This window comes from Candidatus Brocadiaceae bacterium (assembly GCA_012728835.1).
Lineage (GTDB): Bacteria > Planctomycetota > Brocadiia > SM23-32 > SM23-32 > JAAYEJ01.
Genome location: JAAYEJ010000051.1, coordinates 24,480 through 38,178 on the forward strand (window position 1 = coordinate 24,480; position 13,699 = coordinate 38,178).

General features: G+C 69.8%; 11 protein-coding genes and 2 tRNA genes. 4 read left to right on the forward strand and 9 right to left on the reverse strand.

Annotation, left to right across the window (positions count from 1 at the left end; genetic code table 11):
* Positions 1-29: 29 nt before the first annotated feature.
* Entirely contained in the window at positions 30-581 is a 552-nt protein-coding gene (locus tag GXY85_07930) for a hypothetical protein (GenBank protein NLW50760.1), read from the reverse strand.
* Positions 582-722: 141 nt separating this feature from the next.
* Positions 723-799: transfer RNA gene (locus tag GXY85_07935), tRNA-Arg, on the reverse strand.
* 215 nt (positions 800-1,014) lie between these two features.
* Here GXY85_07935 and GXY85_07940 point away from each other — a divergent pair.
* A complete protein-coding gene (locus GXY85_07940) occupies positions 1,015-2,013 on the forward strand; it encodes a Gfo/Idh/MocA family oxidoreductase (protein ID NLW50761.1) in 999 nt (332 codons plus the stop codon).
* A gap of 10 nt (positions 2,014-2,023) precedes the next feature.
* Here GXY85_07940 and GXY85_07945 read toward each other — a convergent pair whose 3' ends face one another.
* From GXY85_07945 to GXY85_07975, 7 genes are all read right to left on the reverse strand, one after another.
* Entirely contained in the window at positions 2,024-3,256 is a 1,233-nt protein-coding gene (locus GXY85_07945) for an FAD-dependent oxidoreductase (GenBank protein ID NLW50762.1), read from the reverse strand.
* Positions 3,257-3,303: 47 nt separating this feature from the next.
* Positions 3,304-5,757, reverse strand: coding sequence for an endopeptidase La (lon, locus tag GXY85_07950; protein ID NLW50763.1), 2,454 nt, complete (start codon positions 5,755-5,757; stop codon positions 3,304-3,306).
* 52 nt (positions 5,758-5,809) lie between these two features.
* Positions 5,810-6,259 (reverse strand): Hsp20/alpha crystallin family protein, encoded by a 450-nt coding sequence (locus GXY85_07955; GenBank protein NLW50764.1) that lies wholly within the window; start codon positions 6,257-6,259, stop codon positions 5,810-5,812.
* Positions 6,260-6,316: 57 nt separating this feature from the next.
* Positions 6,317-7,426: a molecular chaperone DnaJ gene (gene dnaJ, locus GXY85_07960; GenBank protein NLW50765.1), complete on the reverse strand. Its 1,110-nt coding sequence runs from the start codon at positions 7,424-7,426 to the stop codon at positions 6,317-6,319.
* A gap of 117 nt (positions 7,427-7,543) precedes the next feature.
* Positions 7,544-8,938: a Trk family potassium uptake protein gene (locus GXY85_07965; protein NLW50766.1), complete on the reverse strand. Its 1,395-nt coding sequence runs from the start codon at positions 8,936-8,938 to the stop codon at positions 7,544-7,546.
* A 28-nt stretch (positions 8,939-8,966) separates the two neighbouring features.
* A complete protein-coding gene (locus GXY85_07970; GenBank protein ID NLW50767.1) occupies positions 8,967-10,019 on the reverse strand; it encodes a peptide chain release factor 2 in 1,053 nt (350 codons plus the stop codon).
* A 154-nt stretch (positions 10,020-10,173) separates the two neighbouring features.
* Positions 10,174-11,007 carry an RNA methyltransferase gene (locus GXY85_07975; protein NLW50768.1) on the reverse strand — a complete coding sequence of 278 codons (834 nt, stop codon included), beginning with the start codon at positions 11,005-11,007 and terminating at the stop codon, positions 10,174-10,176.
* Between the two features lie 186 nt (positions 11,008-11,193).
* Between GXY85_07975 and GXY85_07980 the strand changes: the two genes are divergently transcribed.
* The 3 genes from GXY85_07980 to GXY85_07990 all read left to right on the forward strand — a co-directional run bounded on the left by GXY85_07980 (position 11,194) and on the right by GXY85_07990 (position 13,681).
* Positions 11,194-11,269 (forward strand) — tRNA-Arg (locus GXY85_07980).
* A gap of 29 nt (positions 11,270-11,298) precedes the next feature.
* Positions 11,299-12,438, forward strand: a complete 1,140-nt coding sequence (locus GXY85_07985) for a hypothetical protein (protein NLW50769.1) — start codon at positions 11,299-11,301, stop codon at positions 12,436-12,438.
* An 85-nt stretch (positions 12,439-12,523) separates the two neighbouring features.
* Positions 12,524-13,681 (forward strand): GNAT family N-acetyltransferase, encoded by a 1,158-nt coding sequence (locus tag GXY85_07990; GenBank protein NLW50770.1) that lies wholly within the window; start codon positions 12,524-12,526, stop codon positions 13,679-13,681.
* The last annotated feature ends 18 nt before the right edge of the window (positions 13,682-13,699 follow it).

The window sequence follows — 13,699 nt, forward strand, 5'->3', positions numbered from 1 at the left end:
CTCCAGCAGAAAGCCGGTGCCGCCGGCGGTCAGACGCCGGCGGTCTCGACTTCCGAGCGCACGTCATCGCCCGAGAGGTCGAACGTCGTGAACCCCAGGATGAGGTCGGGCAACTGACCGAACTTGCAGTTGAGCGTGAAGCCCAGCCAGCCGAAATGGAACATCTTGGGGCAGTTGACCCGTTGCCTGGCCGGCGGCCTCGGCCCGAGTGCCAGCCCGAGCGGGCCCACCCTCCACGCATCGGGCGTCCCGGGGTCGTCCGGAGCGAACTCCTCCCCGTAACCGAAGCGCTCCTTCCCCCACAGAAGCACGCCGCAGGCGCGCTGGCGCACGGGCACGGCGCCCGTCCGGCCGCCGCCCATCCCGTGCAGCGTGCCCTCCACGTTGGCGTAGCCCACGGGCAGGACGTTCAGAAAGCCTACGTAGAACGCAAAGGCCGGTTTCGACGTGGTGGTGACGCCGACGTCGAAGAAGTCCTTCACGTCATTGCGCCGATTCGCCCAGTAGTTGCCGCAACCGGTCGAGGACGCCATGATGCCCAGAAGCCCCAGCAACGCCCACGTACGAACACTTGCCTTCATCAGCATGCCCCTGAGGAAAGTAAGAGGCCAACCCTCCAGGTCGGATTCGATCTTGCAGCCACCACACTGCAGGCGCGCCCGACCCATCCGGCGACTGATGGGCTGGACGCGTCCCGAACAGATCGGAGTCAGACGGACGAATGGTACGCCCGGAGGGATTCGAACCCCCAACCTATGATTCCGTAGACCATTGCTCTATCCAATTGAGCTACGGGCGCACCGGATCGGCTGTTCGTCGTCCACTCGATCACTCTACCCGCACCGGCCCCGTCTGTCAACGGACAACGGCCCCTCGCCTGTGGCATGATGGCCATGTGCGCGGTTCCCTTCTTCCGGCTGCGGTCAGCGCGAGCGCCCCGGCCGCCGCTTGCCCTGCGAGGGCGCCGGGCATACACTGTTCCGGAGAGCACAGAACCCGAATCGGAGGCTCACGATGGCCACGGCCCCGGGCGTCGGCGTGATCGGAATCGGCGTCTTCGGCAGGCTCCATGCCCGCGTCTGTGCCGAATCGGACCGTTTGCGTCTGGCCGCCGCCTGCAGCCGACGCGAGGCCAGTGTGGCCCCCCTGGCGGAGCGCTACGGGGTCTGGACCACCACGGACTACAGGGAGCTTGTTGCGCGGCCGGATGTGGACATCGTCATCGTCTGTTCGCCCGACGGGCTGCACTGCCGTCATGGCGTCGCCGCGCTCGAGGCGGGCAAGCACGTGTTCGTCGAGAAGCCGATGGCCGTCACCGTCCCGGAGTGCGACCGCATGATCGAGGCGGCCGAGCGCAGCGACGTGCGCCTGACCGTCGGGCAGATCCTGCGGTTCGTGCCGCGGTATGCGGCCGCGCGCGAGCGCATCGCGGCGGGCGAGATCGGCCGGATCATCCATATGTACGCCCGCCGCAACAACACCCTGGCGGCGGCCCGGCACACCCTGGGCACCACGACGCCCGTCTTCCGGCTCGGGTCGCACGACCTCGATTTCATGCTCTGGTGCGCCCACTGCCCCGTCGTCTCGGTCTACGCCCGGCAGGTGAATCGACTCCTGAAGCCCGAGGAAGGGCCGGACTGCGTGCTGTCCCTCCTGACCTTCGCCGACGGCGCCATCGCCGCCCTGGAGACCAGCCACGCCCTGCCCGAAGGCTCCCCCTCGGTGATGAGCGCCCTGTTCGAGGCCGTCGGCACCGAAGGGAGCCTCGAGATCGACGGCGCCTGGGACGGGATGGAGATCGTGGCCGACGGCCGCCTGCAGATGGGGTCCGCCAGGCCGGTGCGCGGCCGCATCGTGGGCCCGATCGTGGACGAGATCGCCGACTTCGCCCGGTGCGTGCGCGAAGGCACCCCACCCGCCGTGACGCCTGAAGAAGCCCGAGAGGTCGTCCGCGTCGTCTGCGCGATCCACGAGTCCGCGCGTTCGGACCGGCCCGTGGAACTGCCCGTCTGAGGGCCGGTCATCAAGGACTCCCTTCGCCTCCGTTCGCCGTCGCCCGCCTTGGGATTGTGCGCATCAGGTCGCGGATCAGTGCCTGGCGCATGCGCCCGTCCCACGAGCGCAGTGCGCACATGAAGTAGTGCAGCACGCCGGGCAGCCGACCGCACACGGGGCGGCCGAGGACCTCCCCCGCCGCACGGCCGGGGGCGAGCGGGACGACGTAACCGGGATCGGACGGCGCAAAGGCAAGCAGGTCGCGGTCGGTCAGACTCCGGACCGCGTTCTCGGCGGCGCAGCGCCCGCCGGCAATCGCGAACGGCACCGACATGCGCAGAGGGGCCCGGCCGCCGGGGAGGAAGGCCCCGGCCACGTCGCCGGCTGCGAAGACGCGCTCCGCACCCGACAGTCGCAGGTACCTGTCGACGGCCAGGCGGCCTCCGGCCGTCCGCTCGCCGTCCCACCCGGCCACCGCCGGCCCGGGCGCCACGCCGGCGCACCAGACGGCGGCGGCCTCGTCGAACACCGTGCCGTCCGAGAGGCGCACGGCGGCGCCCACGCCCCAGGACTCGACCCACGTCCGCGTGCGCACGTCGACGCCGAGGCCGCCAATCAGGTCCAATGCCCATCCTCGAATCTCGGGGGCGCAGGCTCGCAGCACCTCGGCAGACCTCTCGACGAGCACGATCGGGCAGCGGCGGCCCAGATCCGCGTATCCGCATCCGAGCGTCCGCGTGGCCAGCACCGCGAGCTGCCCGGCCAGCTCGAAACCCGTGTAGCCTCCTCCGACCACGATCAACGCCCTGCGTGCCGACGTCTCCGCCCGCAGCAGCGCGAGCGTCCTGGCGCGCACATCGCGGCCGTCGCGCAGGTCCTTCAGCCCGGGAACCCGCACGCGGGCCTCCGTATCGCCGAAGTAGTTCGTCTCGCATCCGAGCGCGAGGACCAGGGCGTCCCCGCGGACGGTGCCCTCCTCGGTATGGACCCGGCAGCCGCCCGGATCGACGCCCCGGACGGTTGTGCGGCGGTATTCGACGCCGAGTCGGCGGCAGTGCTCGGCCAGGGGATGGGCGAGCGCGCGTTCGCGCACGCGCCCGCCGACCAGATCGGGCAGCAGGGGCGAGAAGACGGCCCGGGCACGGCGGTCCATGAGCCGGATCGTCCACCCCGCCCCGTGGCGCCGCAGCGTGCGCGACAGCCTCTCGGCCGCCGCCAGCCCGGCGAAGCCGCCTCCGAGCACCAGTATGCGTCGCTGCATCGGCCCCCCCCGGCGTGTGCGGGCGCCCAACCGGCCGGCGGACCCGCTCAGGAACCGGCGGCCTCCGGGCTCGGCACCAGGTCCGTTTCGAGCGAGAGCGGCAGGATGTCCTGCACGCGTTCGACGGTGTGGATCCGGAGCGTGTCGCGCGCGTAGGCCGGCAGGTCGGCCAGGTCCTTCTCGTTCTGCTGGGGCACCAGCACGGTGTCAATGCCGGCCCGGCGCGCGGCCAGCAGCTTCTCCTTGATCCCGCCGACGGGCAGGACCTTGCCGCGCAGGGTGATCTCGCCCGTCATGGCGACGTTGTGCCGCACCTTGCGGCGGGAGCAGAGCGAGGTCAGCGCCACGGCCATCGTGACGCCGGCGGACGGCCCGTCCTTCGGGATTGCGCCGGCCGGCACGTGGATGTGGAAGTCGTGCTTTGCGAACAGCCCGGGGTCCACACCGAACTCGTCCGCGTGCGCGCGCACGTAGGTAAGCGCAGCCTGCGCGCTCTCCTTCATGACGTTGCCCAACATGCCGGTCAGCGTCAGCTTGCCGTCGCCCGGGGTCATGGTGCTCTCGATGAAGATGATGTCGCCGCCGGTGGGCGTCCAGGCCAGTCCGGCCGCCACGCCGGGCTCATCCAGGCGCTGAGCGGTCTCGCGCATGAAGCGAGGGGGGCCGAGGAGTTCGCCGACACCGTCGCGGTCCACCGTGCGGGCCTGCAGCCCTTCCAGGGCGATCGCCTTGCCGACCTTTCGGCAGACGGAGGCGATCTGGCGCTCCAGGTTCCGCACGCCGGCCTCGCGGGTGTATTCGCTGATGAGGCGTTCGACGGCGTCGTCTGTGAGCGTCAACTGCTCGGGGTTCAGGCCGTTCTCATCGAGCTGGTGCGGCAGCAGGTAGCGCAGTGCGATCTGGAGCTTCTCCTCCTCGGTGTAGCCGGGGAACTCGAGCACCTCCATGCGGTCCTTCAGGGCCGGCGGGACGGGGTCCAGGAAGTTGGCCGTGCAGATGAAGAGGACCTTGGAGAGGTCGAACGGGACCTCGAGGTAATGGTCCGTGTAGGAGTTGTTCTGTTCGGGGTCCAGGACCTCGAGCAGCGCGCTGGCGGGGTCGCCGCGGAAGTCCATCCCCAGCTTGTCCACCTCGTCGAGCATGAACACGGGGTTGTTGCTGCCGGCCTTTCGCAGGGCGCTGATGATCCGGCCGGGCAGGGACCCGATGTAGGTGCGGCGGTGGCCGCGGATCTCGGCCTCGTCACGCGTGCCGCCCAGGGCGACGCGGATGTACTTCCTCCCGAGCGCCCGGGCGATGGACTTGCCGATGGACGTCTTCCCCGTGCCCGGCGGCCCGACGAAGCAGAGGATGGACCCGCGCATGTCGCCCCGCAGCTTGCGCACGGCCAGGAACTCCAGCACGCGCTCCTTGATGTCGTCCAGCCCGAAGTGATCCTCGTCCAGGATCCGCCGCGCGTCCTCCAGGTCCAGGTTGTCGGCGGTGCTCTCGTTCCACGGCAGCGCCACGATCCAGTCCAGGTAGGTGCGCGCCACGGAGTACTCCGGGCTGGCCGGGTTGATGCGGGCCAGGCGTTCCAGCTCGCGCTCGGCTTCCTTGCGGGCCTCCTCGGGCAGGGCCTTTTCGTCGATCTGCCGGCGCAGGTCCTCGACCTCGGCCACCTGGGGGTCGTCCTCTCCCAGTTCCTGCTGGATTGTCTTCAACTGCTGGCGCAGGTAGTATTCTCGCTGGCTCTTGTCGATCTCGCTGCGCGCCTCGCTCTGGATGCGCTGGGCGACCTCGACGACCTCCATCTCCCGGGCGAGCAGCCGGGTGACGGCATGCAGCCGGTCCTTGACGTCGAGGGTTTCCAGAACCTGCTGCTTCTCGGCCACGTCCAGGTTCAGGCGCGAGGCCACCAGATCGCAGAGCGGCCCGGGCTCGTCCATGTTGGCCAGAAGGACCTTGACCGCGTCCCCGGCGTCCGGAAGCATGTTGACGAGGTTCATGAACTGCTCGCGGAGGTTCCGGAACAGCGCGGTGGACTCCAGGTCTTCGGTGAGGCGGTCGGGAAGGTGTTCGACCTCGGCCTCCAGTTGCGGGGCGGTCCGGGCATAGTGCAGGATCCGCGACCGGCTCAACCCCTGGGCCAGGAAGCGCATCGAGCCGTCGGGCATGCGGATCATCTGCAGGACGATGCAGGCCGTCCCGAACTGGTACAGGTCCGACGGACCGATCTCTGCGTCCGCGTCGGGCTTGTGGCGGGCAGCCACGGCCAGGAACAGCTTGTTGCCCAGGATCACCTGCTCGAGCATGCGGACGCGCGCTTCGTTGTGCAGGTGGAAGGGCACGACCATGCCCGGAAACGCGACGTTGTCCGGCAGCGGCAGCACGGGCAGCGAGGTGGCCAGCGCCTCGCGCTCCGTCGATTCGTCCGGGGCCCCGGGCTCGGGCACGCCCTCCTCCGGAAGGCCCTCGGCATGCTTCCCGCCCGTCTGATCCCGCTCCTGCTCTTCGTCCATGGCTTCGCTGTGCCCTCCGATGCGCATCGGTTGCCCTGCTCGACAAGCGCCCCTACAGCCGGATCTTCACGGACAGGATGTGCACGACCGGCTGCCCCACCTTGGGCAGCATCACCGAGAGGAACCCGTCCTCATAGCGCCATCGTGCCGCGTGCGGGTCATAGGCCCTCTGCACGACGACCCGCCGCTCGAAGTAGCCGTTGCGGATCTCCATCTGGTGATAGGCCCGCACGTTCCTCAGGTCGGCCGGCCGGCGCACGCCGCAGATGGTGACCGCCTCGCCGTTGAAATGAACGGCGACCTGGCTGGCGCGGATGCCCGGCAGGCACATCTTGATCACGACGTCCCGCTCGGTCTCGTACACGTCCGTCGGCGGATGCCAGACGTCGGCGTGCGGACTCCGCATGCTCCGGACGATGCTCTCCAGGTCATGCAGCAGTCGCGGGACATTCCGGTCGTCGCGGGATCCGGCCCTCACGGCACCGCCTGACTTCGTCTGCATTGCCGCGCTCCTGTGGCGCTGCCCGTCGCTGCCCCGCGCTGCGGCCGGTCCGCTCCGTCAGGACCGTGCCGGGCTCGGCGTACGGCGCAGCCTCTCAAGCAGCTTCCTCTGTTCCTCTGTCAGCTCCTTCGGAATGCGCACCTGCAGCTCGACGTAGTGGTCGCCCTCGCGGCCGTCCGAGGTGCGCAGGCCGTGCCCGGGAATCCGCATCTTCTGCCCCGGCTGCACGCCCGGCGGCACCTTCAGGGCGACCAGCCCGTGCATCGTGCGCACGTCGACCTCGGTGCCCAGTGCGGCGTCCACCATGTCCAGGGCCAGCCCGCTGTACAGGTCGCGTCCCTTGCGCGTGAACTTCTTGTGGGGCTGCACGCGCACCTCCAGCAGCAGGTCCCCCGCCCGGCCATGGGCCGTGCCCGGCTCGCCGAGGCCGGCCAGCCGAATCTGCCGGCCGTCCTCGATGCCGGCCGGTATCTTCACCTCCACGGTGCTCTGCTTCTCGTAGACTCCGGCGCCCCGGCACTGCCCGCACGGCTGCTGGACGATCTTGCCGCGCCCGAAACAGGCCGGACAGGGCCGCGACACGCTGAAGGCCCCCTGCCCCGTCAGAATCTGCCCGCTGCCGCGGCACTGCGGGCACGTGTCCACACGACTGCCTGGCGCGGCCCCCGTGCCCCTGCACGCGGCGCACTCCACCTGCCGCGGTATCCGCACCGACATCTTGCCGCCCTGCGCGGCCGTCTCGAACGGCACCGATATGGTGCTGACCACGTCGTTGCCGCGCTGGGGAGGCGCCGTCTCCGCGTGGCTCCGCCCGCCGCCGAAGATGCGGCTGAACAGGTCGCCGAGACCTCCGAAACCCTCGAACTCGACCCCACCGGCCCGGCCGCGGCCGGCCCCCTGCGCCCCGCCGAACATCTCCTCGAACCCGCCGAACGCCCCCCCGTGCATCCCCGCCTGGCGCAGTTGGTCATACTGGGCGCGCTTCTTCGGGTCCCCGAGCACGCTGTAGGCGCCGGTGATCTCCTTGAACCGCTCCTCGGCCGCCTTGCTCCCCTTCTGGCGGTCGGGATGGTGCTCCTTGGCCAGCCGCCGATATGCCTTGCGGATGTCCTCGTGCGAGGCATCCGGCGACACGCCCAATACGTCGTAGTAGTCCTTTTCGGGCATGAATCGGGACTATCTGCAGAGGATCACCTGAGCCCCACGTCGGTAATCGACGGACAAAACCAGGCATGAGCCCATTGTACACGGCCCCTGCTCCAATGCAAGGCAGCACGGAGCGGGTCACCCCACCAGGATCTGCCCCTCCGGGTACCGGTAGGTGGCCCGGTCCTTCCGCTGCGCCATGCTCAGGACCAGGGTGATCGGCCCCAGCCGGCCGGCGAACATGAGCAGCGTGATGATGAGCTTCCCCCCCGTCGTGATGTGCGCATCCGGCCCCGTCAGACCGGCGCTGAGCCCCACCGTGCCGAACGCGCTGACGGAATCGAACGCCACCTCCAGGAAGGACGCATCCTCGGTGATCAGCAGAAGGAAGATGCTGCCGGACACCAGGGCCATCGAGAGCAGGATGATGCTGGCGACGCGATGCACCACCTCGGCCGGCACGGAGTGGTGGAACACCTCGGCCGTCGAACGGCCCCGCAGCGTCGCGACGATGCTGGCGATCATCACCCCGAGGGTCGTCGTCTTGATGCCGCCCGCCGTCCCGCTGGGGCTGCCGCCGATGTACATCAGCGCCATGAGGACGAACGCCATGGCCGGCGCCAGCCGGGTGATGTCCACGGTGTTGAAGCCCGCCGTGCGCGCCGTCACGGACTGGAACCCCGACATCAGGATCCGCGACTTGACGGAGACCCCCGCCATCGTCCCGCCGAATTCGAGCAGGAACACGGCGACGAACCCGGTGACCAGCAGGATGCCCGTCATCGTGAGGGCCAGCTTCGAATGCGTGCTCAGGTGCACGCGCCGCCCCCGCCGGGAGAACAGCCGCCAGCGTGCCGCGCGCAGAAGGTCGCGCACGACCGGAAAGCCCAGCCCGCCGACGACGATGAGGCCGCAGACGGTCAGGTTCACGCCGGTTGAATCCCCGAAACGCACCAGGCTGTCGTCGTTCAGGCTGAAGCCCGCGTTGCAGAACGCCGAGATCGAGTGGAACACGCTGTGGTAGACGCACAGCGCGCTGCCGTGGAACGCGTTCCGCCAGGAGACGTAGAGGACAACCGCCCCCAGGAGTTCCACCACGGCGGTCAGCAGGCACATGAACCGGAGGAGTTCCCAGATGCTGTCCGCGCCGCCCGTCTCGACGATATCCTCCAGCACGACCTCCACTCGCATCGAGACCCGGCGCTGGAACGTGCGGTAGAGGACAGCCCCCATGGTCATGATGCCCAGCCCGCCGACCTGGATCATGGCCAGGATGGCCAGTTGCCCGAACAGCGACCAGTGCTCCGGCGTGCTCTTGACCAGCAGCCCCGTGACGCACACGGCGCTGGTGGCCGTGAAGAGGGCGTCGGCCGGCCCCGTCCACCCCCGCGACCGGCTGCTGATGGGCAGCGTGAGCACGATGGCACCCAGCAGGATGACCAGCGCGAAGCTGCTCACGGCCGCCCGCGGCGCACCCCGGCGGAACGCCAGGGCAAGCAGCATCCGGCCCTTCTCAGTCAAGGCGCTCTTCATCCGTAGGCTCCGCCCCGGCGACGGCGCGCTACTCGCCGTCCGCCGTCCGGGTCTGCTGCGCCATGCGGTAACGCAGGTAGGCGTCCATGAACGGCATCAGGTCCCCGTCCAGTACGGCCTCGGGATTGCCGGTCTTGTGGTCCGTGCGCGTGTCCTTGACCATCTGGTAGGGCTGGAGCACGTAGGAGCGGATCTGGTTGCCCCAGGCGATGTCGCCCTTCTCGTCGTAGAGGCGCTCCATCTCCTTCTCGCGCTTCTGCTTCTCGTGCTGGAACAGCTTGGCCTGCAGGAGCTTGCGGGCCGTGGCACGGTTCTTGTGCTGGGACCGTTCGTTCTGGCAGAAGACGACGATCCCGGTCGGGATGTGCGTGAGCCGCACGGCCGACGACGTCTTGTTGACGTGCTGGCCGCCCGGCCCGCTCGAACGGGCGAACTCCATCTCGATGTCGGCGTCGTTGAGTTCGACGTCGATGTCGTCGTCCAGGTCGGGCGCCACGTCCACCGCTGCAAAGGACGTGTGCCGCCGCGCACTGGCGTCGAACGGCGAGATGCGCACCAGCCGGTGCACGCCGATCTCGCCCTTCAGGTAGCCGAACGCCCAGTCGCCGATGACCCGGATCGTCGCGCTGCGGATGCCCGCCTCCTCGCCCGGATGCAGGTCGATCTGCTCGGCCTTGTAGCCCTCGCGTTCGGCCCAGCGCAGGTACATGCGCAGGAGCATCTGGGCCCAGTCGCAGCTCTCGGTGCCGCCGGCGCCGGCATGCACGCTCAGGAAGGCGCCGTTGAGGTCCTCGCGATCGCCCATCATGCTCTTGAACTCGAGCCGGTCGAGGTTCTCGGCCAGTTCGGCCGCCCGCGCCTCGACCTCCCGCAGGGTGGCTTCGTCGTCTTCCTCTTCGGCCAGATCGGCCAGCACGCTCAGGTCGTCGAGCGCAAGCTCGAGTTCGCGCACGGGGTCGGTCAGTCCCCGGATGAACTTGACGCGCCGGATCACCTTCTGGGCCGCTTCCTGGTCGGCCCAGAAGTCCGGCGCCCTCATCCGCTCCTCGGCGTCCTTCAGTTCGGCTTCCCTGGTCGCCAGGTCAAAGAGAGTCCCGCAGGTTTGTTAAGCGGGCCCCCAGGTCGTCAGTAACGGTTGACATGGGCGAATGCCCCCGATCGGACGGTCAAAGCGGCGGGCCGCCCCGACGGCGCCCGCACGGCCAGCCCATTGTATCGAGCAGGCACCGACGGCGTCAATCTGCGGGACGCGGTCGAGCGCCCGCCCGCATCTGCCGTGCGCGCTCGTACAGCAGGACCCCGGCGGCGACCGTCACGTTGAACGAGCCCGCCCCGCCCCGCATCGGGATGGCCACCACAGCGTCGCACGCGGCCTGCAGGTTGTCGGACAGCCCCTCGGTCTCGTTCCCGACCAGCAGCGCACACCGGCCCGTGAGGTCCGTCTCCCAGCAGGCCGCCGCGGCGTGCGCGGAAGCCCCGATCACGCGGATCGACTGCGCACGCAGACCGCGCACACGGTCCGCCAGGTCGCCGGGCAGTTCCACCGGCACCCGGAAGATGGAACCGGTGCTGGACCGCACGGCCGCCCGCGTCCACGGGTCCGCCGAATCCCCGCTGAAGACCACGTGCGGCTGCGGCCAGGCGTCGGCCGTGCGGACCAGAACGCCCACGTTGCGGGGGTCCTGGATCCGCTCCCCCAGCAGGATCGTCGCCCCGTCGCCGGCCGGAGGGACGGGGCGCCCGGTCGGACGCCGAATGACGGCCAGCACCTGCACGGACGTCTCGTAGCCGAGGCCGAGCACGCGGAAAAAGACGCCGCGCCTCACGCGGGACGACGCCAGCCCGTGCGCACGCGCCGCCTGCAGCAGGCGCACGGCCTCCCGGCCCTCCACCGGGTCCAGGAAGAACAGGTGCTCGATGCCCGCCCCTCCCTCGATCGCCTGCCGGACCAGACGGCACCCGTCGGCCAGGAAGGCGGCCGGCGGCGCCCCCCGGACGGGCCGCAGCAGCCGACGCGCCTCCACAACGGCCGGGTGCTTCAGACTGTCGATCACGTCGCCGCCGCACATGGACATGGACTCCGTTCGCGCCGGGGGAACGCCGGTCGCCGGGCATCATAGGCGGCCCGGACGGCGCAGTCAAAGGAGGCGCCTGCTGAGTCGTGCGTTCCGCGGCAGGCCGCCGTTTCCTTCCCGGGCAGCTTGACTTCGGCGCCCGGACTGGGTATACCGTGTCGCCAACCCGTCGTATGTCGCGCGCCCGTAGCTCAACGGATAGAGCATCGGTCTTCGGAATCGAGGGTTGGGGGTTCGAATCCCTCCGGGCGTGCCAAGACATCCCCTGCGAGATGGGTCATCCCGATGCTGCCCCGTGAACGCCTGCTGGCCGCCCTCCGGCGTCTGCCGGTCGACTACGTCCCCTGTTCCCCGTCCTTCAGCCACCTGACCGAGGTGCAGCGGCACGGGCAGCCCTGGAACTACCCCTGGCGCCCCGACGAATCCCCGTACCGCTACATGCTGGACGTCCTGGGCGTCGATCCGGTCGTCTCGATGCTGTTCTGGGACGGCACCTACTGCCCCGCCGACGAGGTCACCTCGCGCACCTGGCGCGAGGGCGAGGTGCTGCACAAGGTGTTTGAGACCCCGTCCGGCGAGTTGCACGCCGCCGTCGAGGTCAACGAACTCTGGCCCTTCGGCGATGACATCCCGCTCTACCACGACTTCGTCGCCCACTACCGCGAGCCCTGGCTCCAGACCGAGGCCGACCTGGAGTGCATGCGCCACGTCGTCCTGCCCCCGCACACCGACGCACAGGTCGACGCCATGCGCGCGACCATCGTGCGGCAGAAGGCCGTCGCCGACTCCCTGGGCCTGGCCACCAAGGCCAGCATCGGCCTGGGGCTGACGGGCGCCCTGATGGCGTGTGGCGCCGAGGCGATCTGCACCATGGTCATCGAGAGCCCCGACCTGGTCGACGGCTTCCTGGAGCTGGAGCACCGCGCCAGCCTGCGGATGATGGAGATCGCGGTCGAGGCGGGCGTCGACATCATCCGGCGCAACGGGTTCTACGAGACCTGCGACTTCTACAGCCCGGTCATGCTGGAGCGCTTCCTCGGCCGGCGCCTTCGGGCCGAGGTCGAGGCCGTCCACGCCGGCGGCGCGCTGGCCGCCTACACCGTGCATAGCGGCATCATGCCCATGCTCGACTACCTGGCGGGCATCGATTTCGACTGCATCTGTGACCTGGACACCGGGTTCGCAAACATGGACGCAGCCGGCGTCCACTCGAAGCTCGGGGATCGGAAGAGCTTCTGGACCGGCCCGAGCAGCACGTTCCACATGTACGCGAAGGACCCCGAGGTCGTGCGGCAGGCCGTCCGGGATGCCTTCACGGCGTTCGGCAAGACCGGCCTCGTCATCGCGACCGTCTCCTCCACGCATCCCATGATGCCCTGGGAGAACACGCTGGCGATGATCGACGAGTGGCGCGCGCTCCGATAGCGCGCAGGCAGGCGGCACAGGGGGATCCGCACGGACCCTCCTCCGGACGGTCGCCCTCCCGACGCAGAGTCTGACAGAGGTCACCATGGAAGGCCCCAAACCCGCACAAGGGCAGGAGATCCATTCGGCCGCCGAACTGGCCCGCCGCGTCTTCCACCCCGACACCCCCGCCCCCGTCCGCCCCGCTCTGCCGGGGGACGCCGTGCGCCCGAACCTGCGCGTCTTCAGCGACCGGGGACGCGTGACGGCGGCCGTGACGATGAACCACCGCCCCGTCGTCCTCGGCGGCACGCGGCACCTGGCGTGCACGTTCGGCGGCGTCTGCACGGACCCCGAATACCGCGGGCAGGGGCTGGCGACGCAGCTCCTGGAGGACTGCCGGCGCAAGGCCCTGGCAGACGGCGCGGACCTGGTGCTGATCTCCGGCAGCCGGGGCCTCTACCGCCATTCGGGCTACGCGCCCGTGGGGCACTTCGAGGTCTCCCGGATCCCCCGCGCCGGCCTGACCGCCGCGGCAGCGCTGAGCGAGCGTTACGATCTGCGCCCGGCCCTCTCGGACGACCTCCCCGCGCTGATGCGCATGCAGGTGGAGGAGCCGGTGCGGTTCGTCCGCAGCCCGGAGGAGATGCTCCGACTGGTCGGCCAGACCAGCATCGTCAACGGCCGCGGCCGGACGTTCGTGGTCTGCCGTAACGGCGCCGGCCCCGTCGCCTGGATGACCTGCCAGATCGGCGGCCGCTACGGCGAGGACATGCCGCCGAACTCGACCCGCGTCGTCGAGGTCGGGGGCTCGCGGTGGGCGGTCCTCTGCGCGCTGCCGGTCCTGATGGACAGGCAGAAGGTCGACGAGGTCGAGCTCTTCTACGGCGGTTGGGACCGCGATTTCGCCCGCATGGCCGCCGACCTCGGGTGGCCGTCCGAGCCGCGCAGCTTCCGGGGCACCGTGGGCATCATCGCGCCGCAGCGGTTCTGGGATGCATCGGTCGCCCTGTTCCGCGAACGGCTGGGACCGGAGCGGTTCGAAACGCTGCGGTTCGAGGTCCGCCCGGACGCGATCGAGATCGCGTCCGGCACCGAGCGCCTGCTGCTGAAGGACTGGACCGCCCTGACCGAACTCGTGTTCATGCATCCGGCCCAACGAACGGAACGGCCGCTGGACCTGCCCCGCGACTCGGACCTCGCGACCGCCCTCGACGAGATCTTCCCCATGCCGCTCGTCAACTACGGCCTGAACTACTTCTGACACCCCGGCCTCGTTGCC

Excerpts from the sequence above, each read along its gene's own strand:
- lon (NLW50763.1), bottom strand. The coding sequence starts at position 5,757 with ATGGACGAAGAGCAGGAGCGGGATCAGACGGGCGGGAAGCATGCCGAG.
- GXY85_07955 (NLW50764.1), bottom strand. The coding sequence starts at position 6,259 with ATGCAGACGAAGTCAGGCGGTGCCGTGAGGGCCGGATCCCGCGACGAC.
- GXY85_07930 (NLW50760.1), bottom strand. The coding sequence starts at position 581 with ATGAAGGCAAGTGTTCGTACGTGGGCGTTGCTGGGGCTTCTGGGCATC.
- GXY85_07965 (NLW50766.1), bottom strand. The coding sequence starts at position 8,938 with ATGAAGAGCGCCTTGACTGAGAAGGGCCGGATGCTGCTTGCCCTGGCG.
- GXY85_07990 (NLW50770.1), top strand. The coding sequence starts at position 12,524 with ATGGAAGGCCCCAAACCCGCACAAGGGCAGGAGATCCATTCGGCCGCC.
- GXY85_07985 (NLW50769.1), top strand. The coding sequence starts at position 11,299 with ATGCTGCCCCGTGAACGCCTGCTGGCCGCCCTCCGGCGTCTGCCGGTC.
- GXY85_07940 (NLW50761.1), top strand. The coding sequence starts at position 1,015 with ATGGCCACGGCCCCGGGCGTCGGCGTGATCGGAATCGGCGTCTTCGGC.
- GXY85_07975 (NLW50768.1), bottom strand. The coding sequence starts at position 11,007 with ATGTGCGGCGGCGACGTGATCGACAGTCTGAAGCACCCGGCCGTTGTG.
- dnaJ (NLW50765.1), bottom strand. The coding sequence starts at position 7,426 with ATGCCCGAAAAGGACTACTACGACGTATTGGGCGTGTCGCCGGATGCC.
- GXY85_07945 (NLW50762.1), bottom strand. The coding sequence starts at position 3,256 with ATGCAGCGACGCATACTGGTGCTCGGAGGCGGCTTCGCCGGGCTGGCG.